The organism is Shewanella abyssi (assembly GCF_023284025.1).
Lineage (GTDB): Bacteria > Pseudomonadota > Gammaproteobacteria > Enterobacterales > Shewanellaceae > Shewanella > Shewanella abyssi.
The window spans coordinates 18,631-45,612 of record NZ_JAKIKR010000033.1 but is presented as its reverse complement, the minus strand read 5'-3'; the positions used below and the strand labels follow the sequence as shown (position 1 = coordinate 45,612).

The following is a 26,982-nucleotide window of genomic DNA, read 5'->3' as shown; positions in this document are numbered from 1 at the left end:
GAGGAGATATCATATTTTGTATAGAATAAATTTGGCGTATATCGAAAGCCGCATGCGCTGCATTTCCATAGCCGAATTGAGGCTAGAGGTTATTACACCCTCAGTTGAATGGGGATTCTAATTCGATATAACCACTATTCAAACAGTTGATCGGCGACAAATGGGTTTTGTACTCGCTCTTCCCCAAATGTTGAGAGCGGACCGTGGCCTGGAATAAATTGCACCTCATTGCCCAAAGGCCAGAGCTTTTTAGTAATAGATTCAATTAAGTCTTGATGATTAGACTGGGGGAAATCAGTTCGGCCAATCGAGCCTCTAAACAACACATCACCAACCCATGCAATGTCTGCCGCCTTGGCAAAAAACACCACATGCCCCGGAGTGTGTCCAGGACAATGCAGTACCGACAAAAGCTGATCACCGACCTTAACTTCATCACCCTCTTGCAAGTAACGGCTTGGGGTAAATGGATCGCAATGGAGAAAACCAAAGTGCTGGCTCTGTTTTGGTAAACTTTCTAGCCAAAAACTATCGGCCACATGTGGACCAACAATGGGGATATTTAACTGTTCAGCAAGTGCTTTGGCAGCGCCCACATGATCGATATGACCATGGGTCAGCAATACCTGCTCAACCACTACATTGTTTTTATTTGCTTCTTCTACAATCCGTTCAAGATTCCCGCCCGGATCGACCACCGCTCCCTTTAAGGTTTGCTCACACCAAATTAAACTGCAATTTTGCTGAAATGGCGTGACTGGTATTAACTGATACTTCATCAAAACTCACCTAAGGATTCTTTAGCTGTGGAATGGTTAAAGATTACGCCAACTTGGGCGTTTCCTCTATTAATAATTGGTAGAACATGAACTAACGCTCACAAAAACGTCACATTTATCGTTTGCAAGATCCAAGTCACTAACGATAAGTTAATTAGCGATAAGCTGATAACGTTCACCTGCTCACTATTTGGTCTATACCCATCCTACTTGAATATGCCACTGAATCCTGCACCTTCAGGTAAGATGGGTATATAATCTCCAGCTCTGTTGCCCATAAAAATACTCAAAAAATCAGATAAGGTTTATCACATGACAACACAACTCACCTTTGCAGGCATGGTTGCTCGTAAACACACTTTCACATTACCGCTTGATTACCAGCAACCGAACGGTGAAACAATAGAGGTTTTTGCCCGCGAACTTGTCAGCCCTGATAACCAACATAAAGAACTGCCCTTTATTGTATTCTTTCAAGGTGGCCCCGGATTTGGTGCGGTAAGGCCTGCTGCTAATGGCGGTTGGATAAAACGTGCTTTACAGGAGTTTAGAGTGCTGTTACTTGACCAGCGAGGAACTGGACTGTCGACCCCTGTCAGTTCCGCTAGCCTGACACACCTAAATGCGACCCAGCAAAGTGAGTATCTGAGCCATTTTCGCGCTGACAACATCATTCGCGACGCTGAAGCCATTCGCAAACAACTTGTGGGTGAACAGACATGGTCTATTCTGGGGCAGAGCTTTGGCGGGTTTTGTGTTTTAAAATATCTTAATGATGCACCTGAGGGGCTTAAAGAAGCTTATATCACTGGTGGGATCCCCTCTCTGACTCGCAGCGCAGATGAAGTGTATCAAGCCACTTACCAGCGCGTTATCGCTAAGAACAATGACTTTTTCAAGCGCTTTAGTGATGCTCAAGAGTTGGTGCAAGCCTTAGCCCTGCACATCAGCGAACATGATGTAAAGCTGGCGACAGGCGAGCGACTCACCGTTGAGATGTTACAGCTGCTTGGGATCAACATCGGCATGGAACAAGGTCCTGAAAGCGTTTATTATTTACTCGAGCAAGCATTGATTAAAACCGACGGTAACACCATAGTTAACCCGCTATTTTTGGCCCATTTTTGTCAGATGTTAGATTACAATAGCAACCCTATTTTTGCGCTACTGCATGAGTCTATCTATTGTCAAAACAATGCGTCCAATTGGTCAGCTCATCGCGTTAGAGCGCAATACCCTCAGTTCAACTACACGTCTGACAAGCCCTTCCTCTTTACCGGAGAGATGGTCTACCCGTGGATGTTTGATCAGTTCAGCAATCTAAAACCGTTGCAAGAAGCAGCGACCGCTCTGGCGCAAAAAGATGATTGGCCTGCATTGTATCAAGAAGCTGTATTAGCACAGAACAGAGTACCCGTCGCTGCTGCTATCTACAGTGAAGACATGTTTGTAGAGATGCGTTACAGCCTAGAAACTGCTGCCAAAGTGGGTAACTTAAAGTACTGGCTAACGTCGGAATATGAGCACAATGGTATTCGGATGGATGGCGAGCATATTTTAGATAGATTAATTACAATTAATCGGGGGGAAAACTTGCGTTAATTAAGAAACAGTTAAGATTACCACGACATAATGTAATCTGTTCCTCACCCAATATCACCTTTTGCAAGCCTTTTAAGGCTTGCTTTTTTTTGCCTGCAAAACCATATTTAATAGCTACTCCCACTACTCGGTCATCGCTGATGGACATCACTCATCTTGAACAACTTAGTGCAGAGACATTGCTTGGGATCGTCAACGAAAAGTTGCGCTTAACCTGCGCAGATCAAGCCGCACTCTTTTATGAGCTGGATATCGATAAACAGTTGCTTGAATCTAAGCTTGCCAATATCGGCTTTCATTATAGTGCGCTAAGTAATCAGTATCGAAACCTAAAATAGACGATAGGGCGCGAGTCCCTATCGTCATATCATCTGCTATTGAATCGCACTGTGTTAGCAGTGCGACTTCATCTTTTATAAGCAGACTGTTTAAGCAGTCTATTTAAAAAGACTGTTTTAAGCAGAATCGGCACTGTCCTTTCGAGTATAGCGATACACCAATGCGTAAAGCACAGGTAAAATCACTAAGGTCAGCAGCGTCGACGAGATAATACCGCCAATCACTACGGTGGCTAAAGGTCGTTGCACCTCAGCGCCAGTACCAACATTCAATGCCATCGGCACAAAACCGAGACTTGCCACCAAGGCCGTCATCATCACCGGACGTAGACGTTGACTTGCACCTTGCTTAATCGCCTCAATCAGTTCAAGGCCTTGTTGTTTAAGCTCCTTAATAAAGCTCAACATCACCACCCCATTGAGAACCGCAATCCCCGATAGTGCAATAAAGCCAACGGCTGCCGATATTGATAATGGCATATCGCGCACCACCAATGCCAACACGCCGCCCGTCAGTGCTAAGGGTACGCCACTGAAGATAATCATCGAATCACGAACAGAACCAAAGGCACTGTATAATAAGCCGAAAATTAGCAGCAATGTCAGTGGTACCAAGATCATCAAGCGGTTTGATGCTGATTCTAACTGCTCAAAGGTGCCACCGTATTCACTCCAATAACCACTTGGCAGTGCGAGTTGCTTGGACATCACTTGCTTAGTGTCTTCAATAAACGAGCCTAAATCGCGGCCATCCACGTTAGCCGTCACCACCACATGACGTTTGCCGCTTTGGCGATTGATTTGGTTGGGGCCTATTTTGAAATTAAGTTCGGCCACCTCTCCCAGCGGCACATAACTTAAATCGGGATTGAGCTCCGCCGGCAGCGCTATCGGGATATTGGCGAGCTTGTCGAGATCTTGGCTGATGTTGTCAGCCATTCTAACGACCAGTTTAAAGCGCCTATCACCTTCATAGATAAGACCCACGGGCACACCAGCCACGGCGACTTGCAATGCCTGCTGCACATCCACAATCGTCAAACCTAGCAGCGCTAAATGGTCGCGGTTGGGCTCGACCGATAATGTGGGCAAACCAGACATCTGCTCAACGCGCACATCAGTTGCACCATCAATACCTTGGAATAATCCCACGGCGCGATCGCCGGCATCTTTTAAGGTATCGAGATCATCACCATAGATCCTCAATGCCACATCCGCTCGCACACCGGCGATGAGCTCATTGAAACGCATCTCAATGGGCTGGGTAAACTCATAATTATTACCCGGCACTTGCTCAACTTGCAAACGGAGCTCTTCAATAAACTGCGCCTTGGTTTTGCTTGGGTCGAGCCATTCAGATCTCGGTTTGATGATCAAGATAGTATCAGCAACACTCGGCGGCATAGGATCGGTCGCCACCTCGGGAGTACCGACTTTAGAGAACACTCGCTGCACTTCATCTAACTCGCCGATGATAATTTCCAGCTTTTTCTGCATCTCAATCGATTGCTCAAGCCCAGTGCCAGTGATCCGCATTGCATGCATTGCGATATCACCTTCATCGAGTTTAGGTAAGAACTCTGTACCTAAGCGACTAAGCTGAACTATGGTCACTATGATAAGGACAATAGCGCCTGCAAGAATAATGAAAGGACGTTTGAGTGAGAAAAACAGTACCGGCTCGTAGGCTTTACGCGCACCCGCCATCAACCAGTTTTCTTTCTCGTTCACTTTACCTTTAACGAATATTGCAATTGCTGCGGGGACAAAAGTCACTGAAAACAGTAATGCACCTATTAACGCCGCAACCACAGTAAAGGCCATTGGGTGGAACATCTTACCCTCTACGCCATTGAGCGCGAAAATAGGTAAGTACACCAACATAATGATCAATACACCGAATACCGCGGGGCGAAATACCTCTTTAGTGGCTTCAAAAACCACTTTAACACGCTCTTCGAGGACTAATAATCGACCGTGCTGATGCTGTGCCATACCGAGCCTGCGCAGCGCATTTTCAACAATGATCACTGCACCATCGACAATAATACCGAAATCGATCGCGCCCAGACTCATCAAGTTGCCTGAGACTCGGTTGGCAGTCATGCCGGTAATGGCAAACAACATACTGAGAGGAATAACCAGTGCCGCAATCAAGGCCGCGCGGAAATTACCTAACAGTGCAAACAGCACGACTATGACTAATACAGCGCCTTCAAATAGGTTTTTCTGCACTGTTTTTATCGCTTTATCCACTAAGGTGGTGCGATCGTAAACCGCTTCAGCAACAATACCTGGTGGCAGACTCGCATTAACCAGTTTAAGCTTCTCACCGACCTCTTTAGCGACGACGCGGCTGTTCTCGCCAAGTAACATAAACGCCGTACCGAGCACGGTCTCTTCACCGTCTTGACTGGCGGCTCCCGTTCGCAGCTGCTTACCGTAAAACACCTCTGCCACATCACCGATGCGCACCGGGGCATCATCACGCTTAGTCACCACCACTTGGCGAATTTCTTCCAAGTCTTTAAGTTGACCAGGGGATCTCACTAACCATTGCTCGCCGCTGCGCTCAATATAACCTGCGCCAGCATTGCGATTATTAAGATCTAACGCCTTGATGACATCATTAACAGTGACCTTAAAGGCCAGCAACTTTGCCGGATCTGGTGCAACTTGGTACTCGCGCTCATAACCGCCGAGGCTATTGATCTCAGTCACACCCTTAACTTTGACCAGTTGTGGACGAATGATCCAGTCTTGAATGGTGCGTAAGTCTTCGGCGTTATACTGGCTGCCGTCCTCTTTTAGCGCCCCATCGAGTGCACGAATAGAGTAAGTAAATACTTCCCCTAAACCACTACTCACAGGCCCAAGCGCAGGCTCGGCCTCGACAGGCAGTTCACTTCGCACCCCTTGCAGACGTTCGGTGATCTGCTGACGAGCCCAATAGATATCGGTGCCCTCTTCAAAAATCACCGTGACTTGCGATAAGCCATAGCGAGAGATAGAGCGGGTGTATGACAGGCTTGGGATCCCAGCCATGGCATTTTCAATCACATAGGTCAGCCGTTGCTCAGATTCGAGCGGTGAATATCCAGAGATTGCGGTATTGATTTGTACTTGTACGTTGGTAATGTCAGGCACTGCATCGATTGGCAGCTTAAGGGTGTTATAAACACCCAGCGCTGCAATGAGCAGTGTCATTGCTAATACCAGTAATCGCCGTTTAAGGGCGAAAGAGATAATAGTATCCATATCAGTGCGTCCTTAGTGTACGTGCTTTGCAGCGTTTTTCATGATGTCAGCTTTCAACAAATAGCTATTCTCGGTGACGTACTCGGCATTAGCCTCAAGCCCCGCTAGCACTTCAACAAACTGTCCATCGGTTTCACCGAGTGTCAGTAAACGCACCTCAAAGGTGTTGCCGTACTTAACAAAAACGGCGGGTTTGTCCATGAAGGTTTGCAATGCATCGGCACGTACAGCCAAAGGCACTTGCTTGGTGCGTGTCTCAACGTTAGCTTGAATATGCATCCCTGGACGCCAATGGCCCTCAGGGTTGGCAATCACAGCGCGCACTCTGGCGATATGCCCGCCTGTCATCACAGGTGCAATATAACTAATGGTACTGCTGGCACGGCCGTCACGGTGTTCTTCACTATTATCATGGTCATCATCACCAATAGTGACGGCTTGACCTAGCGCGATTCTACTCAAGTTTTTTGGAAACGCCGACATATCTATCCACACACTTGATAGATCGCTGATCAGCAGCAGTGCTTGATTAAAGGTACTGTCGCCTACAGAGAGCATCAGCTCGGTAACTTGACCATTTGCAGGGCTCTTTACGCTGTAGCGCTGCAATGTCGTGGAGTTACGAACTGTGGCAATCACTTGCCCTTTAACCACGTTATCGCCAATGGTGACATTGAGCTGTTCAACCACACCGGTGTAGGGTGCTGAAACACTAAACTGTTTATCGGTAATCGCCGCAACGACGCCAAAAAGATGGTCTACAAACCTAAGCTCCGCCGGGGTACTGAAACCGGTTTTGACACCTGATAGTGCCAGTAAGCGGTCATTGATGGTGACTCGGCCCATATGATTTTCATAATGAAAGTCATAATCTTTGCCTTTATAAGTCGCGTCTATTTCAACATCAAAAGAGTGCGGCTCAGCCACACTGTGCTGACTGACAAGATATCCCTCTTCAGCGATAAAACTCACACTGTCAATAACGCCGCCCAAACGGGTTAACGACAAGGTTAATTCAACCTCACTAGGGGCAACAGCCTCGCCCTTATAAAAAGCATAAACGCGCATCTCGGGTGGGATCCCCGACTCTGCCATGGTCATCTCTAACGCAAAATCATCATGTTTGAGCAAGCGACCACCGTGTGGCCCTTCTTCATCATCATGGTGCTCTTCCTCTTCGGCATGACCGTGGTCACTGCTAGCTTGAGCAACATTTACTGGGATAAAAATACCTGCAGCCAATATCGATAGAGACATTACAGTAGCGGCAAGTTTTGCTTGTAATGAGTTAACATTAATATTCATTATTGATTTTCCATTGCCACAACAGGCTTAATATTGGAGTTTGCAACCGTCATCGATTGCCCTGTGATCCGCTCTATTGCTAGCAGCTGCAGATAAACGGCTGTTTTAGCTTCAACCAACTCTCGTTCAATGCTAAAGAGTTCCGATTGAGCATCAGCGAGCTGCAGCACATTGGCTTGTCCTGTTTGGTAGGCGGTTTGAGTGTGGGAAAGTAACTGTTTGGCCAGTGGCAACACCTGCACATTGAGCTGTTGCACTTGTTTAGCGTTATTGACCATCGACTGATGCAACTCCAACAAGGTGAGTCTTAGCTGATCTCGCGCTAATCGTTGCTGCTCGTTGGCTTTATCTTCTTCGGCCTTGGCCGCCAGAATATTGCCTTGGTTAGGATTAGAGAATTGCAGCGGCATTGAAAAGTTCACCATCAAGGCCCCATCATCAAAACCGTCGTAGCTTTTTAGGCCTACGCCAACCGTAATATCGGCACGGGCTTTCGACTCTTCCATACGGCGCTTTGCAATTAGCATGCGTTCAACACTGAGTAACTCTAGGTATTGCGGCGCGGTTTCGATGGCATTGAGCACACTCGCAGCGGTAGGCAGTATGTGCAGCGCTTTAAGCTCATCATTCGCCATCGAGAACTGAACATCACTCGACCACATTGCCGCCAGCCTTTGCTTGGCAACGTTAAAATCGCCTTCAATACGCTGCTTTATCACCTTAGAACGCGATAATCGCAGCTGCATCTTACTGACATCAGCTTGAATAACAGCGCCCGCTTTAGCCCGTGTTTGGATCGCTTGCAGTGACTGCTGTTCCAGCTGAATTCGACGTTCAATCCATTGCTGTAATGCTTGTAGTCGTAATAGCTGATAATACCTTTCGGTGGTTTGTGCTAGCACCTCTAACCGCAGCATTTCATACTGGGTTAACGTCTGCCTTTGATTCGCATTGGCAAAATCAATGCGACGTTGGCGCTTGTCACCTAACTCGATAAGCTGGCTCAACGCCAAGGTGATCTCCGCGTTATCGACCCCCTGCTTATCACCTGTGCCGAGGATGTTTTCTACATTAACCGATAGCTCAGGGTTAGGCGTGATCCCTGCTTGTAAGGTTAATGCTTCACTTGCTCGAAGCGAGTATGGGTAGGCTTTTAATGCAATATTATGCAATAGGGCTTGCTCTAATGCCCACGGCAGCTTGATGCCACTGTCAACAGTAGATGTATGAGCATCTTGTTGCTGCGTTGCTGGCGCGGCCATAATTTGAGCGCAATAAAGCCCCAATATACAGATAGCCAAAGTGACCAATGCCCGCTGACATGCCACATAGAAGATATTTTTATCTCTAATCACGAGATTAAACTCCTGTTAATTCAGTCATTACTTATTGTCACTGCAATAACATGCAGTGCCCAACAGCGTATAGACTCATTGACTTGAGCTCAGGCTAACCGAGGTGACGAGTATGAACGCTATGGCACATAGATCTCGACACACTAAATAACCTAATGACTCAAAAACGATTTAATTAAACGGAACAGGAATTAACAATACGGGGGAGGAATAGGCGGCGCGTAGCTTCTGTCTTGATAGCTGATAATAAACTGGCTCTTATCTTCTACGCCACTCGATTGTGCAATAAAGCTCAACTGGGCGGGTGGATGGCAGGCAGTGTGGAAGTCGTTATCATGTTCAGCTTGGTCATTGACTTCGACCATATGGCTACAGCTAGTCGTGGCGGTGTGACAACAGTCTTGCTGCAGTTCTTGCGATAAACTGTTTTCTAAGTGATAAGGCTCACTTAGGCTCTGCTCAGCATAGTGAATCTCAGTGCTGTGGAGATCAGCAGCGACACAGGTGGGAAATAATTGCGACACAAATACCACCAGTAATAAAACTAGTGTCAATTTAGACTGAAACATCTGCATTGATAAATGTGAGTTAAACAACAATATTCCTAAACAACTAAAACAGATTAAGTAACGGCTTACCGATTAGCGGCTGATGATAACCGCTTTTATCTCAGGTAAATAGTACTCAGGACAAAAGTTTTTAAAAACTTGACCGTGATCGAAAGGATTTATGACTGCTAATGCCATCAAACTCACTTTAGGGTTAAGCTTTGCTCTTTGTTGTGCGTGGCTTTTTTGCCGTTTTTTTAGCTGTAGATGCTGTTTTAGTGCCTTTGCGCGCGTAGGATTTTTTCTTAAATGGCGTCGGACTCTTTACCCCCTGCAAGGCGGTAGGCAACACCGAACCCGCTTGGATAATCAACTCATCTAGTTTGCTTATTAGTGGCTGCATAAAGGCTTGATATTGGGTTTCCTTGCGACTCATGGAATCTAGGGTATTTTCCCATAGTGCGGTCATGTCGGGGGTCGTAGCGCTAAGAGGTAAGCTATTAATCAAGCCTTTGCCCACATCTGTCGCAATAATGGTTTTACCCTGCCTCACTAAAAAACTGCGTTTGAATAACAGTTCGATAATGCCGGCGCGAGTCGCTTCCGTCCCTAGTCCATCGGTATCTTTTAGTATTTTTCGAATATCAGGGTCGGTAACAAAGCGGTTTATTCCCGTCATAGCCCCAAGTAAGGTGGCATCGGTAAAGTGCTTCGGTGGTTGTGTTTGTTTTTCTAATAACTCGCCGCGCTGACAAAGTAAAGATTGCCCCTTGGTTAACGGCGGTATGGTGGCTAACGCCTCGTCATCGTTTTTGTCTGCGTCATTGCCAGCGCTACTCTTCGAATGAGTATTTGAACTAGTACTTAAATTAGATCGGCTCTGTTTTAGCAGCTGCTTCCAACCGAGCGCATTCTCTTGCTTGGCTTTGGTCTTAAACAAGCCACCAGCGATAACAATTTCTACCAGCGTCTCTTTATAGAGATAGGCGGGATAAAACTGCATTAAATATTGCCGAGCGACTTGCAGATAGATCTGCTTTTCTGCAGGACTTAAACTCGCTAGGTTAGCGACTTTCTCTGTGGGAATAATCGCATGGTGGGCATCGACCTTTTTGTCATTCCAAGCTTTTGACTTAAGTTTAGCGTTTGGTGCATCGATACCTTGCGTCAGCTCTGCTGCGCCTTTATTAACTGTCGCAATGACGCTGGGCGCCATCCCATGTTGCTCTACCGGTAGATAGCGACTGTCTGAACGCGGATAGGTGATCAGTTTATGGCGCTCATATAGCGACTGACAGGTATCGAGTACCGTTTTAGCGCTCATACCAAAGCGCTTGGCGGCATCTATTTGTAATGAGGATAGATTGTAAGGCAGCGGTGCATTTAGTTTTTTATCTTGCGCGGTGACTTTTTCAACTATTGCTTCTTTGCCCGTGATCCGCCCAACCACATTCTGCGCTAACCCTCTAGAGAGTACTCGACCATCTTCATCCATATAAGGCTGACACGCCTCGCTGGGTTGCCATTTGGCTGTGAACGTCTGTTGAGCATCGGTACTTAAATGCGCGACAACCTCATAGAATGGTTTTGAGACAAAGTTGCCGATCTCTTCATCACGCCTGACCACTAAGCCCAATAATGGCGTTTGTACTCGTCCGACAGACAGCACACCCTGATAACCCACCTTACGCCCTTGAATGGTGTAAGCCCGCGTCATGTTCATGCCATAGAGCCAGTCAGCGCGAGAGCGAGCTAAGGCCGATGTCGACAACGGGATGAATTCACGATTAAGCCGCAATTGCCCTAGGGCCCGAGTGACCGCTTGCGGATTTAAATCACTGATTAACAATCGTTTTGCTTGCTGTAATTTGGCACCTTTGACGCCTAAGTGAGCAATGATTTCGTCGACTAGCAACTGCCCTTCTCTATCAGGATCGCCCGCATTGACCAGTTGAGTCGCTTCTTTCACTAACCCTCTAAGCACGGCTATTTGACCGCGCATCTTATATTTTGGCTTCATCTTCCAAACATCTGGCACTATCGGAAGATGTTCAAACTTCCACGACTTATATTCTGGCGAATATGCATCCGGCTCAGCTTGCTCTAATAAATGGCCGACGCACCATGAAACACAGTCACCATTGGCTGCGCGTATAAAACCGTCACCTTTTTTTAAAGGTTTGGGTAATACGTCAGCGATGGCTCTACCAAGACTGGGTTTTTCTGCAATATATAAGATCATCAGTGCACATTTACTATTACTGTATAAATTAACAGTAACTGTAACCTGAGGTGAGCATAGGTGCAATCAAAAGCCGGTAACTGCTCAAAGATTGTAAACTTTATTGAGAATGATTCTCATCTGGGTTTTAATCTCTACTCTACTCGGAGGAATGATAATGTTGACGACGCTAAGCGCACCAGAAATTAGGCTAGACAGGTTACTACTATTTCATTTTCTACTGATCACTGCTTGGGTGATATTGTGCGCCCCATTATTGGCGCAAAGCCCCAGCGTAGAGCCGTTAGTATTGAGCAGTTTGGTCATTGTGCTGACGAGCGTGAGCACGATTTTGGGCCTGAAAGTTGGCCACAATCTTGGCAAAACAGCTTGTACGTTGCTTTTTGTCAGTTGGATGGCTGTGTGGGTATCACAACTGTTTAGCCTATGAGTTGTTAAAACACAAAAAAAGCCGAGCATTAGCTCGGCTGTTTTGTTTGCACTGTTCGTGCTGATATTTGTTTTCACATTCCTAAGGGCTGAGCCTTACTTATGGATGACAAACATTATGCATCTCTAAGTTAGTACCAATATCTTTGCTACGATTTGCTTTTGCATCATCGTTACGCAGTTGCGTTAGGTAATCTAAATATTCTTGGTCTACGTCATTAGTGACATATTTACCGTCAAATACCGAGGTTTCAAAACGCTTAATTGAAGGATTTTCTTTACGAACCGCTTCTATCAAATCAGGCAATGACTGGAATATCATCCCATCAGCGCCAATCAACTTTGTGATCTCTTCTACGTCACGGCCGTGAGCAATAAGCTCATTGGTCGTTGGCATATCAATACCATAGACGTTAGGGAAACGAATTTCCGGTGCCGCCGAAGCGAAGTATACTTTCTTAGCGCCTGCATCACGTGCCATCTGGATGATCTGCTCTGAGGTGGTACCACGTACGATTGAATCATCAACCAAGAGTACATTCTTGTCTTTAAATTCAGCCTTAATCGCATTCAGTTTACGACGCACAGATTTTTTACGCTCTTGCTGGCCTGGCATAATAAATGTGCGGCCGATATAACGGTTTTTAACGAAACCTTGGCGATATGGCAGATCCATATTGCGAGCGATTTCTAACGCTATATCACAAGATGTTTCAGGAATAGGGATCACCACGTCAATATCATGATCTTCCCACTCTTTCTTTATCTTTTCACCCAACATGGTGCCCATATTAACCCGGCTACCGTAAACAGATACCTTATCTATGGTTGAGTCTGGACGAGCAAAATAAACAAACTCAAAAATACAGGGTGCATAGCTTGGCGAGTGCGCACATTGACGGGTATAAAGCTCACCTTTAAGAGTGATATATACCGCTTCGCCAGGAGCGACGTCGCGCATAAATTCAAAACCAACCGCATCCAGTGCAACACTTTCAGAAGCCACCATGTACTCGGTGCCCGTTGGCGTTTCATGCTTACCTAACACCAATGGACGGATACCAAATGGGTCTCTAAAAGCGACCAGGCCTTGACCCAGAATCATCGCAACAACAGCGTAAGCACCGCGAGTGAGTTCATGCACCTTGGCGACACTATTGAATACATCGTCTGCAGTCAACTCATGGCTAGTCGTATGCTGCAGTTCATCGGCGAGCAAGTTAAGTAACACTTCTGAGTCAGAGGTGGTATTAACGTGACGACGCTGCTTAAGTAAGCGTTCATGCAACTCAACCGTATTGGTTAAGTTACCGTTGTGCGCTAATGAAATACCAAAAGGAGAGTTAACATAAAACGGCTGAGCTTCAGATGCACTAGAGCTCCCTGCCGTTGGATAACGCACATGACCAATACCTGCGTTGCCTTGTAGGCGTTGCATATGCTTTGGTTCAAAAACGTCTTTAACTAAGCCATTGGCTTTACGTAATCTAAACGCATATCCGTCTACGGTCACAATGCCAGCAGCATCCTGTCCACGATGCTGAAGCACGGTCAATGCATCATAAATGGTTTGATTAACCGATGACTGACCAACTATTCCGACAATACCACACATGGGTAAGCTTCCTCATTGTAAGATGTTCTATTATTTAAATATTTTTGCTTTAGCTAAGCTGTTACCTAGCTAAAGACCAAATAATGCTTTAGTGCATTTTATATTTTGGGTACAAAGCTTGAGGTATTTTCCAAGTAGTCAAAGAACCACTGGATCACAACTCCAAATTCGGGCACGAGCGTTGAACTCTGCCACCAATCTGTATTGGGCGCTCCGGTAAAAGCATCCAAGAAAAAAAGTATTGCGCTGACGATGAGTGCGCCTCGAAGCGCACCAAAGCACAAGCCGAGCACTCTATCGGTGCCAGACAAACCGGTCTTTGAGACCAATTGACCTACTAAATAGTTGACTAGCGCGCCAAGAATGAGAGTTGAGACGAATAGAATAGCGACCGCGACGCCATTGCGAACCAGTTCATCTTGCATCTGAGTAAGATGAGTGGCGAGTTTGAGGTAAAACTGACTGGCGATGAAAAATGCGGCAAACCACACTACCAGTGACATCGCTTCTTTTACAAAGCCACGTACTAAACTGATCAGCGTTGACAGTCCAATAACGATTAATATGGCGTAATCAATCCAAACCATTGAAGAGTATATCCGGCATAGGGTTTAAGACGGCGCGATTCTAACAGAGACAGAGTTATTTCACACGCTTTAGCCACGAAATAACGATTTCTCGGATAAGGACAATCACACCTTGTTATTTTTCGACAGGCTTGTATGCCACAATGCGGCCTTGCAACTTTGTCAGTTTTTCAATATCAGACTGCATTGCCACTAATTTGTCTTTGGCAATATTTGGCCCGACAAACACTTTGGTCAACTGGCCGTCAACGGGCTTGGTCGGCAAGGTGTATGCTGAAAAACCTTTACTGCGTAATCGTTTGACTAACGCTCTCACATTAGCTGCATTGTTAAAGCTACCGAGTTGAATCGTCCATGCTTTGGCGTTAGACACAACCTTCTTATTGCTGCTTGTGTCGAGAGTACTTTCCACTTTAACCATGGCTTTGTTAACGTTAGCTTTAGGCTCAACATTAGCCGTTGTTTGCTCTTGTTGCTTTGCTGGCTCAATTTTCCAACTATCATCACCATTTGAAGGCGCAGACTCTTCACTGCTGATCTCTAATGTTTCAATACTCTGTGGCGGTAATGCTGCGTCCTCGACCTCTGGTCTTAACGGGATCTCAGCAAACTGCTCCTCTTGACGCTGCTTTTTACCGTCAAGCACATCGGGTAAAAAAATCACTCCTAGCGCAACAATAACAATCACACCCACTAGACGATTTTGAAAATGACTAGACAAAACTCTCTCCCTTTAATCGCTCTTTAAAACTAGCAACTCTTTAAAGCTAATAGTTCTTTAAAACCAGCCACGGTATAAAATGAACCAAACACAATAACAACATCGTCTGCTTTGGCATCTTGTTTAACGGCATCCCAGGCAGCAGCTATGTTAGTAAAGCAACTCGCTTGGCTATCGGGCGGCAATAACGCTTTTAATGCTAACGCCGTAGCGCCGCGCGGAACATTTAAATCACTAAGATACCAATGTGTTATGTCTAATGATAACTCTGAAAGCACCGCAGTAGCATCTTTATCTTTTAACATGCCACAAATAGCAAATAAGCGCTGCTTACTGACTTTCCTTAAGCGAGAACGTAAATAGCGCGCCGCATGGGGGTTATGCGCCACATCCACCATCACTAGCGGTTTATCACATACCAGCTCTAAACGTCCTGCGAGCTGAGTATTACCGACGGCATCAGCAATAAAAGCTTTATCTATAGCCGGACATAAATGCTCTAGCACCGCAATTGCGGTTGCTGCATTGGGTTGCGGTAACTTTGGTAATGGTAGTGAGTTCAATTCGACATGCTGACCGCTATAATGCCAATCGGATTTGTCACACGCATAGCTAAACTCATGACCGACTCGATACAGGTTGGCTGAAATGCTTTGCGCATAGTCAATCAGAGTTTGTGGGCAATCTGGCTCACCGATAATAGCAGGGCGTCCAGCCCTGAATATTCCCGCTTTTTCAGCGGCGACTAACTCCCGTGTATCACCCAAATACTCTTGATGATCGAGATCTATCGAGGTCACCACACTGATATCGGCATCAATAATATTAGTGGCGTCGAGTCGTCCACCTAAGCCCACTTCGAGTAAAATAACATCGAGGTTTTCCCGTTTAAACAGGACTAGCCCTGCAAGGGTTGCGTACTCAAAAAAGCTTAATGATATCTCTGCACGGGCTGATTCGATAGCCTCAAAGGCACTAACAAGCGCCTCATCCGTAGCATCGACACCCTTGATCCGCACACGCTCATTGTAATGGAGCAGATGAGGCGAGCTGTATACTCCCACCGTTTTGCCCGTCAGTTGCAACGCTGCTTCAATCATGGCGCAGGTCGTTCCCTTGCCATTGGTCCCCGCAACAGTGACAACTTTAGTAATCCCAAGCTCAGTGAGCCCTAGACGCGAAGCAACCTCTGATACGCGCACAAGGCCCATATCAATCTCTGTTGGATGAATAGCCAACAGGTAATCGAGCCAAGTGTTCAATGCTGCTTGCGCTTTGGGGGCGACCTGTTTCATCGATTCAGTCACTGGGTTAGTCCAACATAAATAGCGGGCCTAGGGCCAACTTAGGCAATTCGAATTGTTCAGGGTAAGTCACATCAACTAAATACAAACCATTTGGCTTGGCGGTAGCAGCCGCTTTTGATCTGTCTTTTAATGCCAATAATGTATTAACCCATTCCTGGGGCTGATTACCTTTGCCAATTTCAAGCAAGGTGCCAACAATGTTGCGTACCATGTGATGTAAAAAAGCATTGGCTTTAATATCAACGCACAGATACATGCCTTGGCGAGTGACATTGACTTCATGAACTTTACGATATGGCGTTTTAGACTGGCATTGCAGCGCTCTAAAGCTGGTAAAATCATGTTCACCAACAAATAGCTGCGCCGCTGCATGCATCTTATTTTCATCAATCTCACCGCGGTAATGGCTTACACCACGCCTTAAAATACCGGGGCGGAGTTGATGGTTATAGATCATATAACGGTAGCGTCTAGCGGTGGCCGAAAAACGCGCATGAAACTCATCATCCACCACTTTAACCCAACGCACAGCAATATCATCTGGCAAATTGACATTGACGCCGAGTGTCCAGGCCGTCTCTTTTCGAATAGCATTGGTATCGAAGTGAACCACCTGCCCAGTACCATGTACGCCAGTGTCGGTTCTGCCGGCACATTGAACCGTAATCGGTTCGTTGGCCACTTTAGAGAGGGCTTTTTCTAACTGGGCTTGCACAGAGTCTACATCGAGTTGCCGTTGCCATCCGAAATATTGACTACCATCATACTCTATACCTAACGCAACCCGCATCACACACCTCTTAACTCGGTTCAACTATGTTTAAGCGACAATGCCAAAATATTGCTCGGCGGTGTCGATAAACGAAATCATTTAATAGGCGGCGATTCTAGCATAACCACTGCAAACGATAAGCATAAAAAAGGCGCCTTAGGCGCCGTTTTTAACTGATTATTTTACACTAACTCTTTTATCAATCCCGCCGCTTCCTCTTGCTGCCTATCATTGCCATCGAGCTCAACCTCTTTAAGCAGGGCGCGAGCGCTGTCATTGTCGTCAATTTCAATATAGGCGCGAGCTAGATCAAGTTTGGCATTTATCGAGTTTTCCGCGTCATCAACGTCAACCATTGAGGCATTGCCCATCAATGCATCAAGCTCACCCATATCGACGTCTAGCTCTTGATAAAGATCGGTTTCAACACTGTCTTCATCTGCTTCGTTGAGTAATAGGTCGATATCAATAAAGCCGTTATCTTTTTGGAAAGACGTTAAGTCATGCTCAGGAATATCACTCTCTGAAGCCTTCACTTCGTTAGCATCGAGTGCGGCTAATGCCTGATCGACAGTGAGTTTGTTATCATCATCGATAATAAACGAATTAATGTCATCTTCGTCATCAGCCTCAGCGCCTGATGACCCAGTAGCAGCAAGTGCACTGAGCAGTTCATCATCGGTTAGTGTTGAATCTGTCAATACAGTCGCTGCTGCGTCCCAATCAAGTGCTTCTGGCTCAATCTTTTTGGGGCCTTTTAGATCATCAAACAAACCACTGTCTTTTTCCGATGGTTCACTTGGCACTATTGGCGTCGAGCTAAACTCCAGCATGTTGTCATGCTCTTGCTTCGAGTCTTGTAGAGGCTCCTCATTAATATCACTATCAACGCCTAATTTGACATCCGATTCAACATGGTTTTTGAGCTCAGGAAACTCAGTCGTCTTTAGCTCAGTAGCATCAAAGTCCAAACTAAAATCGAGATCGGCTGCCTCATCGACGGCACTCATGCTGTTTTTGTCACTATCGAGTTCATTAAGCACGTCACCTGCTGATGACTCTGACAAATTAAACTCTGCTAATAAGTTATCGAGTTCATTCTCTTTTGCGGGTTGCTCTGGAACTTCTGTTTCTAACTCTGCTGCAATATCATCAATTAATGCGATTGACTCTTGCGGAAAATCAAGTGCATTTTCATCGACTGGAGCTTCCAGATCGGCAAGCAACGAATCCAATTCGTTATCTAACTCCGCGTCATTAGTACTGATGTCATCGACACTAAGATCAAGCTCTGCAGCAATTTCTAAAGGTAGTTCAAGTTCAGCTGCGACTTCGTCTGACAATGTATCTATATCAGCATCATTGACCAGCTCCTCTTGCTCATCAGCTTTAATATCAAACTCTGCAAGTAGTGAATCTAGGTCATCGTTGTTAGTAACTTGCTCCTCAACTTTAACCGCTGGGCTATTAGCGGCTATAAGCGCATCTAAGTCATCAAGTTCTGGCTCGCTGTTAACCACTTCATCTATAGACTGTTGATCTGTTGTGTCTTCATCAAAGCCCGCTAATAAAGCGTCAAGATCGTCTTCGTCAGCATCAGCCTCTTCGCCAAAGCCTGCTAATAATGCATCAAGGTCATCTTCTGCTGCGATGGCATCAGTCTTAGGCTCTTCGCCATCTTGCTCACCCATAGCTTCAGCCCATAGATCATCTAACGATTGACCTTCATCTGCCGCTTCTTCAACCACAAATTCAGCTGAGTCATTCGTCTTTGGCTGTTCAATCTCATTCATTGACTCAACAGGATCATTAGCCTGCTCAGTATCTAAATGTATTGCTAGGCTTTCATCTGCATCAGACTCCTCCAATGCTGCTATATCTTTTTCAGTCAATGCATCTGTTTGGCTGGCATCAGTAGTGTTATCAGTCTCAACAGATCCGTCATTGTCATTGCGGCGACGTATAAACATCCAGAAGAGGCCGAGTATAAGGAGCGCTGGAACCACAGCGCCTAAGATAAGCCACAGTGGGTTATCCATCAATGTTCGCCAAATCGTCGATGTCGGTTGCTCTTTGGGTTCAATCTGTACATCAATCTTTTCTTGCTTGGCAACAACATCACTCTTAAGCGCTGCAATCTCAGCATTTTTATCTTGCAGTGCTTGCTTTAACAGCGAATTTTCCGCTTGTAGTTCTGAGATCTCCTCTTGAAAAGATTCAGTATCTGTTGAGCCAATGGTAATTTCGTCGGTAGCACGAGCCAATTCGTCAGTCAGTGCTAAATTAAGCGTTTGTGCTTGTTCAAGCTCTTCAGTGAGTGATTTAATTTCAGCGGTGGTTTCGCTTGGCTTAGTAGTCGTTTTGACTGTGGACTCAACGGCAGGCTTAACAATATTTTTTGAGATGGTTTCACTAGGTTTGACATCTGTTTGCGCCGTAGACGACCAACCACGATCATTATTTTCAGCACGTTTTTTGGCAACAGATTTAGAGACCTGCTCCATGACGTCTTTTGACGGCACCAGCAAAATCATTCCGCGCTCTAGGCTATTGTAATTCTTACCACTAAAGGCATGAGGGTTGGCGTCAAATAACGCCGACATCACTTGATAAACAGTGACGCTATTATCCGGTTTTACCGTTTGTGCGATACTCCAGAAAGTATCTGATGATGTTGTAGGACCATATTGTCGCTTAACTAATTTAGTTTGGCCTTCAGGACCGGTGATCTTTAATGATTCTGCGGCTGCAGTATTAATCGAGGGTCCAACAGTGAAGCCCATTAAAACGACGGCAAAAATGCCAACAAGATGCGAAGTGCGAAAGTTCATCAATCCTTCCCTTTGAAGCGTAGGAGTCACTGTTTCAGTGACAAGCTTTAGGCAATTGTATTTATTGAGATTACTATAAACTAGATTAAGATGCCCTGCTACTGTTCACAACTCTAAAACATAAAAAGCCCACGTAATGCGGGCTTTTTAGACGATTATGCTCAATGCAAAATCTAATTAATAATAATCTCGGATCAAGACTTCAGCTATTTGAACACTGTTTAAGGCCGCACCTTTACGAATATTATCAGAGACAACCCAAAGGTTTATGCCATTGTCGTGAGAAATATCTTTTCTAACTCGACCAACATAGACAAGATCAGTCCCCGTGCCGTCAGTGATTGCCGTCGGGTAATCTTCATCAGACTCGAACAACTCAACGCCAGCAGCACCTCTCAACACAGCTTTAACATCTTCAGCATCAACAGGTTGTAATGTTTCTAGATGAATCGCTTCTGAGTGACCATAAAATACCGGTACACGTACAGCAGTTGGGTTTACTAAAATATTTTCGTCACCGAAGATTTTTTGTGTTTCCCACACCATCTTCATCTCTTCTTTGGTGTAACCATTATCCATAAACTTATCAATTTGCGGCAATACGTTAAACGCAATTTGCTTTGAATAGGTTTTGGGTTCAATAGGTAGACCTTGAAGCAATTTAGAACACTGCGTTGCTAACTCTTCGACTGACTTTTTACCTGAACCTGAAACAGACTGGTATGTGGCGACATTAATGCGCGAGATCCCAAAAGCATCATGAATGGGTTTAAGTGCGACCAACATTTGAATGGTCGAACAGTTAGGATTGGCAATAATATTGCGATTTCTAAAGTCGGCTATGGCTTCTGGATTCACTTCTGGGATAACCAGTGGCACATCGATGTCATATCTAAAATGAGAGGTGTTGTCGATAACAACGCAGCCCTGCTCTGCAGCAATGGGCGCCCATTTTTCAGATACATCACCACCAGCGGAGAAGAAGCCAATTTGAGCTTGCGACCAGTCAAAGGTATCCACGTCTAAAATCTCAACCTGTTTACCACGGAAGCTGACCGTATTACCGGCACTACGACTGCTGGCTAGAGGGTAAAAATTTGCGATCGGAAAATTGCGCTCTTCGAGGATCTCAATCATTGCTTGACCCACTGCGCCCGATGCACCTAATACGACAACATTAAATTCCTGCGACATAATTACAACTCGATTCCTGAAAAGCCTAATTTGGATAACCAATTTACATTAGTTTGGCCTATATTGCCTACCTTTAATGCGCTAAATTCACGTCTATGCTTGTGATTTTTTCTCATATGATCAAACCCATGGTTATTAAGAAAGTTTTTTCTGAATAACGCATCATCATCGCGCAAATCATATACAAATCTGGCCAACTGTAATAACGCTCTTTCGCTGGCGATTTCAGTCACAGAAACTTGCTCACTCCACAATACGGGTAACAAGCTATCCATTTTATTGGTAGCTTCGATGTTTAACACGTTAGCCAACTGCTGATAAAGCATGTAGGTTCCACGCGCTTTACCCTCTAATGAGTAGCCTGCAATGTGCGGTGTACAAAACTCTATATAAGGCACTAACTCTGGCATGGGGTTAGGTTCCCCCTCCCATACATCGAGGACAATTTTGATGTCTTCTCGTTGCTGTTTAAACTTAATCAAAGCACGATTATCAATGACCTCGCCGCGGCAACAGTTAACTAGCCAGGTGTTCTCACGTAGACTCTTTAAGCGGCTTTCATCGAAAAGGTACCATGTCTTATGCTGACCCGTTTTGGTAATAGGCACATGCAAACTAATCACATCGCATTTATCGATTAAGGTGTTTAACGAAACGAAATTACGAGGGTCGCCTTTGGCTTCTAGTACAGGATCGCAAAGCAGCACCTCAATCCCATAGGCTGCTAGGCATTTTGCCACTGCAGTACCGGTATTGCCTGCGCCAACGATACCGACCACTTTTCCTTTTAAAGGACTATTAAAGCGTTGAGCGAGTTCAAGCATGGCAATAAAGGCGAACTCCCCAACAGCAGTCGCATTGCAGCCTGGAGCATTAGAGAATGGAATATTACGGCGGGCTAAATAGTCTAAATCAATATGGTCAGTGCCAATGGTTGCGCTACCCACAAACTTAAGCTGGTTATTGCCTTGCAGTAATGCTTGATTCACTTGGGTCACTGAACGCACGAGTAGCACGTCTGCACTGCTAACTTGCTCTGCTGTTAACTCTCGGCCATTCACGGTTTCTATGGAGCCTAAATCGCCAAACAATTGTTGAACATAAGGCATGTTTTCATCGGCAATAATCTTCATAATGGTCCCTAAAACGTGTACAGAATCCGTAAACTAGCTATTCTAGCAAGATGCTCAGACCTTAGTACATAAAATACAGACACAAAAAAAGGAAGCCTAAGCTTCCTTTTTCGATGACAACACTTGGCTTACTTATACTTGCGCATAACCAAGGTGGCATTAGTGCCACCAAAACCAAAGCTATTGCTCATTACAGTGTTGAGCACTTGCTCTGTCATTTTAGTGACAATCGGCATACCCGCTGCTTTTTCATCTACCGTATCGATATTGATACTTGGTGCGATGAAGCTGTTTTCCATCATAATCAAGCTGTAGATCGCTTCATGAGCGCCAGCGGCACCTAAAGCATGACCAGTTAGCGATTTAGTGGATGCGATTGGCGGTAAGTCATCACCAAAGGTTTCACGTAACGCTTCAAGCTCACGCATATCACCTACTGGCGTTGAAGTGCCGTGTGTGTTGATATAATCAATTGGAGTATCAACATCGGCTAAAGCCATCTGCATACAACGTACAGCGCCCTCACCTGATGGAGCAACCATGTCATAGCCATCTGACGATGCGCCATAACCAACAATTTCAGCGTAGATTTTTGCACCACGTGCAAGTGCATGCTCTAGCTCTTCAACGACAACGATTCCGCCGCCACCAGAGATAACAAAACCATCTCGGTCAGCATCATAGGTGCGTGACGCTTTCTCTGGATTGTCATTGTACTTAGTAGACAATGCACCCATCGCGTCGAAGCCCATAGTCAACGTCCAGTCGACCTCTTCAGAACCACCCGCAAACACCATATCTTGCTTACCCATTTGGATAAGCTCAGCCGCATGGCCAATACAGTGTGCGCTAGTGGCACAAGCGGAACTAATTGAGTAGTTCATGCCTTTAATTTTGAATGGTGTTGCAAGGCAAGCACTTGCTGTGCTCGACATGATACGCGGCACAATATACGGCCCAACGCGCCTCACGCCTTTTTCTCGCAAAATATCGGCAGCCTGTACTTGGTTGGCTGAAGATGCTCCACCCGTACCCGCTATAATACCGACCCGAGGATCTGAATATTGTTCTTCAGTTAAACCCGCATCCTCAATCGCTTCTGCCATAGCGATATAAGCGTATGCTGCGGCATTGCCCATAAAGCGAAGTGCTTTACGATCAATGTGATCTTTAGGATCTAACTTGATATCGCCCCAAACATGGCTACGCAGCTTCATTTCTTCAAACTCGTCGGAGTGAGTAATACCACTACGACCAGCTTTCAATGATTCAGTGACTTCTTGCTTGTTGTTACCGATGCTTGAGACAATGCCAAGTCCGGTGATCACGACTCTTTTCATTATTAACTATCCATTCTGTACAGGTAGTACCCACTTTGCTATGCCAATGGTATCGCTTTTATTCCGTTAAAGTGGTCAGCTTTCCATGAAGAACGCAAAAATAATGTCTAATATGGGACATTGAGTAAAATCCTTGCCTACATTACATGATTAAAATGTACAATTTAATCCAAGCTCTGCAAACTCTACCCTGTTTTTATGAGGGTTTAATTTAACATTAAAGACGTAACCATGACAGTGAGTAAAATTATTCAATCCAACGTAACCGCTAAAAACACTCATGACATCACTATTGCTATGCTCGGACTAGATGCTGTAAACGGCATCATTGAGCTTGTTGAACAACAATCAGCATCGAACTCCCAGCTAACAGTCAAAATATTTAGCATGATAGATGAGCGGATTGAACAACTATTTGCATCACAATTGTTTAAAGACGTCTTGCAGATCCCGCCTGAAACTCATCTCGTTGCTATTGAAGGCTGTCAACGTGTCAAATTAAACCAGGGTGGCTTAATCATTGACTTTCATCTTGGGGATTATGAGCAGCAGTTACGGCAGATCCCCCTAGGCAACACCAACTTAATTATGCAGTGGATTTGTACTGCTGAGGTTGATCCGCGCTACATTAGCCAAGCATTATTCTGGCAAATGGCCAAACACAGCGAAGATAGCTGTGATTGTGTGATCTCAGCTAAGCTGACAGCAGACGTTCAGCAGCAACTGCTGCAACTTAGCCAGTCGGTTGGTTTTGCTCAGTTAGCATCAGCGATTGCAGATGCTGTGCCTTTGATGGAACGCCATGCCCTAAGAGCGCAGCAATTAACTCAACAAGCCCCCTACCCGATCCATGCAGCGGTAAACTCTGGCGAAATAGCTGTTATTGGTGGCGGTATTGCCAGTGCAAGTTTAGTGTTATCGCTGGCCGAACGTAAACAGAAAGTCACTGTATTTTGCGAAGATGGTGATCTTGCCCAAGCAGCATCCGGCAATCGACAAGGGGCGATATATCCGCTGCTGACACCTGATAATAATACCCTCAGCCAATATTTTCAGCAGGCCTATCTGTTTAGTCTGCATCGTTTAACTTCGCTTGCAAGTCAAAAGCATGTAATCGATTTTGACCTTTGCGGGGTGCTACATACCGGTCATGATGAGCGCAGTCGAAAACGAGTACAGAAGATCATTAACGGCCACCATTGGCATGCCGACATTGCACACGCAGTGACTGCCAAGCAATCCAGTCAACTGGCAAGCATCGAGATTGATGAAGCTGGGATATTCTATCCATTGGGCGGTTGGCTGGCGCCGCAAGATCTCACCAAAGCATCATTTGAGCAGGCACGTCAGTTATCAGACGTAATGATTCAGTTAAACACCCAGATAACCGCGCTTGAAAATAGCCAAGAAGGCTGGTTCCTAGTCAGCAATGGACAACGTTTAGGCCCTTACAAAACAGTCGTCGTCGCCAACGGTAAATCACTTACCCGATTCGAGCAAACGAAGCACCTACAAGTGACTGGGTTTCGAGGCCAAGTCAGCCATGCGCCAACAAGAGCGAAATTATCAAAGCTCAGTACGGTTTTGTGTGCTCATGGCTATATGACCCCGATGAACAATGCCTTACATTGCTTAGGCGCAAGTTATGTCAAAGATGCCGCCAACTTAGACTATAGCCCGCAAGAACAGCTGGATAACCTGCACAAAATTCAAGATAGTTATTTAAATAAAGATTGGAATCATGATATCGACATTTCCAAGCACAGTGCCCGAGTGGGCGTTCGAATGGTAACCCGTGACCACGCACCTATGATGGGGCCGGCTCCCGATCTAGAGGCAATGCTGTCACGTTATGAAGCACATCAACTCACTCCCGCCAGCAGAAAGTACTGGCAAAATACCCCAGCACCCGTGCATAAGGGGTTATATATACTAGGTGGGTTAGGCTCACGAGGCTTAAGTTCAGGTCCGTTAGCCGCTGAAGCACTTGCAGCGCAGATCTGTGGTGAAATAATGCCACTCAGCACTGACTTTATCGCACTTTTAAATCCAAACAGAATGTGGCTGCGAAAGCTGCTTAAGGGCAAAGCCATAGAGAGTGGCTCAGAGTAAAATAGCGCTAGCCGCAATGCAGGTTCAACATTTTCGAATGGTTTTTATATCTAGGATTGGTAAAGGTGTGGATGCTGTATTGATGCTAGCGAGGACTATCGTCTCCTTACTGCATTCTAGGACCTCACCGGTAACAAGCGATATATAACTCGTTTCTGGACGTAAACGAGAGTTAAAGCTTTAGATTTTACGGTGCACATTACAATTAGTATGGTTAGGATCTGTAGCAGTAAGGGAAACTGTAGTGCAAGACCTCTTATTAAATGACTAAACTCTGAGTACCACTACAGGGATAAGGACGCGGCTTCGCGCGGTCTATCCTTATCTGTTATACATAATTACTTAGACATGAAGCGTTTAATATAACTATTAAGAGAGTCTGTTCCTGTTACGCCATACAAAATAAAAACAATACCAAGTAATATCTGAGACACAATGCTTAATTTCTCTGTAAACGTATCGTATACGGGTACCACCAACATTAAAGTCCCCATAGCTATAAATGCAATACCAATTATTACACCCAGAGTTCGCAATATGATTTTTTTTGTACTCACTGGCTAGGCTAACTCCATTTATGTATAACATCTTGAACGGCGGCGAAAGCGCACAGTGCTTTTGACGTCCGACGGTTTCAACTGGTTAGGTGTCAAAATGTCTCTACCCGATGTGCACTGAAAGCAACCATTACATCATTTTCAAAATGTCCTACAACACCCATGGTTACATCAGTAGTTGAAAGGCCCTCTGACCAAGGTTTACCCGTGATTTGAGTAAGCTCTGCGGGCGTCAGCTTACGCACTGAAGAGAAAATACGACTGACAGTTTTTTTAGTGTTGGTTTGTAACGACATACCCATAACTCGCAAAAATTCATTTCTTCTCATGTCTAGGCTAATTCCAGCAAGGGATAAATTTCTTTCACTTGTGGGCAAAACTGCACAAGGAAAATCATTTGGGTTCCCTGAATTTATGGAAAAACCTAGTAACTCCCGTTCAGGACCACCGAACTCATGTCCTGAATTAAAAGTGATGGTTGTGTCACCATCTATCAAATAACAAATCGCAAACTCATGATGCCCATCCGGCACCTCAAACTGAATGGCGCTACCTAACTTTGCTTCGACCAAGCCCAAATCGGAGCGGTTAAGCTGAAACCCCAAAAGAGTGTCGAATTGTGCACCAGAATCAGCGTCGGCCTTAGCAGCCAACGCCAGCAGAAAGAACACAAGAAACCAGCTACGTTTCATTGACACCTAACCTTTGTATAGTGCGCATGCGCGTTTTCCAACTCTATAGTCTAAACCAGTACAACTCTAAACATCTAAAATGCACGATATTATATTAGGTCACAAGTGAAAAATGCGGACAGTTTATTATAAACAAAGCCACCCACAATAAATCAACAATATAGCGCTACAAACCAAAGCTTTCAACTCTCGCGGCTTCAATAGGCTCGACTCATCAGGCAAGGGCTTAGACTAAGGACTGAAAGCAGTGAATTTCAGCTATTCG

General features: G+C 45.4%; 20 protein-coding genes. 4 read left to right on the top strand and 16 right to left on the bottom strand.

Annotated features, from left to right (window positions below; genetic code table 11):
- Positions 1–134: 134 nt before the first annotated feature.
- Positions 135–779, bottom strand: coding sequence for an MBL fold metallo-hydrolase (locus L2755_RS14365; RefSeq protein WP_248981376.1), 645 nt, complete (start codon positions 777–779; stop codon positions 135–137).
- A gap of 312 nt (positions 780–1,091) precedes the next feature.
- Between L2755_RS14365 and L2755_RS14360 the strand changes: the two genes are divergently transcribed.
- Positions 1,092–2,381 (top strand): alpha/beta fold hydrolase, encoded by a 1,290-nt coding sequence (locus tag L2755_RS14360; RefSeq protein WP_248981375.1) that lies wholly within the window; start codon positions 1,092–1,094, stop codon positions 2,379–2,381.
- A gap of 140 nt (positions 2,382–2,521) precedes the next feature.
- The gene (locus tag L2755_RS14355; RefSeq protein WP_248981374.1) at positions 2,522–2,719 is read left to right on the top strand and encodes a DUF4250 domain-containing protein; all 198 of its coding nucleotides are present in this window, start codon (positions 2,522–2,524) and stop codon (positions 2,717–2,719) included.
- A gap of 117 nt (positions 2,720–2,836) precedes the next feature.
- Here the strand turns inward: L2755_RS14355 and L2755_RS14350 are convergent, their stop codons facing one another.
- The 5 genes from L2755_RS14350 to L2755_RS14330 form a co-directional block, all read right to left on the bottom strand.
- Positions 2,837–5,977, bottom strand: coding sequence for an efflux RND transporter permease subunit (locus L2755_RS14350; RefSeq protein ID WP_248981373.1), 3,141 nt, complete (start codon positions 5,975–5,977; stop codon positions 2,837–2,839).
- Between the two features lie 12 nt (positions 5,978–5,989).
- Complete coding sequence (locus L2755_RS14345) at positions 5,990–7,282, bottom strand: efflux RND transporter periplasmic adaptor subunit (RefSeq protein ID WP_248981372.1); 1,293 nt, start codon at positions 7,280–7,282, stop codon at positions 5,990–5,992.
- Entirely contained in the window at positions 7,282–8,637 is a 1,356-nt protein-coding gene (locus L2755_RS14340) for a TolC family protein (protein WP_248981371.1), read from the bottom strand. Before L2755_RS14340 ends, L2755_RS14345 begins: the two co-directional genes overlap by 1 nt.
- Positions 8,638–8,828: 191 nt before the next feature.
- Positions 8,829–9,161 carry a hypothetical protein gene (locus L2755_RS14335; protein WP_248981370.1) on the bottom strand — a complete coding sequence of 111 codons (333 nt, stop codon included), beginning with the start codon at positions 9,159–9,161 and terminating at the stop codon, positions 8,829–8,831.
- A gap of 238 nt (positions 9,162–9,399) precedes the next feature.
- Entirely contained in the window at positions 9,400–11,427 is a 2,028-nt protein-coding gene (locus tag L2755_RS14330) for a DNA topoisomerase III (protein WP_248981369.1), read from the bottom strand.
- Between the two features lie 243 nt (positions 11,428–11,670).
- Here L2755_RS14330 and L2755_RS14325 point away from each other — a divergent pair, with 243 nt between their 5' ends.
- A complete protein-coding gene (locus L2755_RS14325) occupies positions 11,671–11,850 on the top strand; it encodes a hypothetical protein (RefSeq protein ID WP_248981368.1) in 180 nt (59 codons plus the stop codon).
- 106 nt (positions 11,851–11,956) lie between these two features.
- Here L2755_RS14325 and purF read toward each other — a convergent pair whose 3' ends face one another.
- The 9 genes from purF to fabB all read right to left on the bottom strand — a co-directional run bounded on the left by purF (position 11,957) and on the right by fabB (position 23,356).
- Entirely contained in the window at positions 11,957–13,471 is a 1,515-nt protein-coding gene (gene purF, locus L2755_RS14320) for an amidophosphoribosyltransferase (protein WP_248981367.1), read from the bottom strand.
- A gap of 98 nt (positions 13,472–13,569) precedes the next feature.
- Positions 13,570–14,058, bottom strand: a complete 489-nt coding sequence (locus tag L2755_RS14315) for a CvpA family protein (protein WP_248981366.1) — start codon at positions 14,056–14,058, stop codon at positions 13,570–13,572.
- Between the two features lie 115 nt (positions 14,059–14,173).
- On the bottom strand, positions 14,174–14,779 hold the full coding sequence (locus tag L2755_RS14310) for an SPOR domain-containing protein (RefSeq protein WP_248981365.1): 606 nt from the start codon (positions 14,777–14,779) through the stop codon (positions 14,174–14,176).
- Between the two features lie 29 nt (positions 14,780–14,808).
- A complete protein-coding gene (gene folC / locus L2755_RS14305) occupies positions 14,809–16,074 on the bottom strand; it encodes a bifunctional tetrahydrofolate synthase/dihydrofolate synthase (RefSeq protein ID WP_248981388.1) in 1,266 nt (421 codons plus the stop codon).
- A gap of 16 nt (positions 16,075–16,090) precedes the next feature.
- Entirely contained in the window at positions 16,091–16,876 is a 786-nt protein-coding gene (gene truA, locus L2755_RS14300; RefSeq protein ID WP_248981364.1) for a tRNA pseudouridine(38-40) synthase TruA, read from the bottom strand.
- A gap of 164 nt (positions 16,877–17,040) precedes the next feature.
- On the bottom strand, positions 17,041–19,689 hold the full coding sequence (locus L2755_RS14295) for a FimV/HubP family polar landmark protein (protein ID WP_248981363.1): 2,649 nt from the start codon (positions 19,687–19,689) through the stop codon (positions 17,041–17,043).
- A 177-nt stretch (positions 19,690–19,866) separates the two neighbouring features.
- The gene (locus L2755_RS14290) at positions 19,867–20,883 is read right to left on the bottom strand and encodes an aspartate-semialdehyde dehydrogenase (RefSeq protein WP_248981362.1); all 1,017 of its coding nucleotides are present in this window, start codon (positions 20,881–20,883) and stop codon (positions 19,867–19,869) included.
- Between the two features lie 2 nt (positions 20,884–20,885).
- Positions 20,886–22,016 (bottom strand): 4-phosphoerythronate dehydrogenase, encoded by a 1,131-nt coding sequence (locus tag L2755_RS14285; protein WP_248981361.1) that lies wholly within the window; start codon positions 22,014–22,016, stop codon positions 20,886–20,888.
- Between the two features lie 128 nt (positions 22,017–22,144).
- Positions 22,145–23,356 (bottom strand): beta-ketoacyl-ACP synthase I, encoded by a 1,212-nt coding sequence (gene fabB / locus L2755_RS14280; RefSeq protein ID WP_248981360.1) that lies wholly within the window; start codon positions 23,354–23,356, stop codon positions 22,145–22,147.
- Positions 23,357–23,587: 231 nt separating this feature from the next.
- Here fabB and mnmC1 point away from each other — a divergent pair, with 231 nt between their 5' ends.
- On the top strand, positions 23,588–25,468 hold the full coding sequence (gene mnmC1 / locus L2755_RS14275) for an FAD-dependent 5-carboxymethylaminomethyl-2-thiouridine(34) oxidoreductase MnmC1 (RefSeq protein ID WP_248981359.1): 1,881 nt from the start codon (positions 23,588–23,590) through the stop codon (positions 25,466–25,468).
- Positions 25,469–26,117: 649 nt separating this feature from the next.
- On the opposite strand, the gene L2755_RS14270 is transcribed toward mnmC1, so the two are convergent.
- Positions 26,118–26,717: a hypothetical protein gene (locus L2755_RS14270; RefSeq protein ID WP_248981358.1), complete on the bottom strand. Its 600-nt coding sequence runs from the start codon at positions 26,715–26,717 to the stop codon at positions 26,118–26,120.
- Positions 26,718–26,982: the final 265 nt, after the last annotated feature.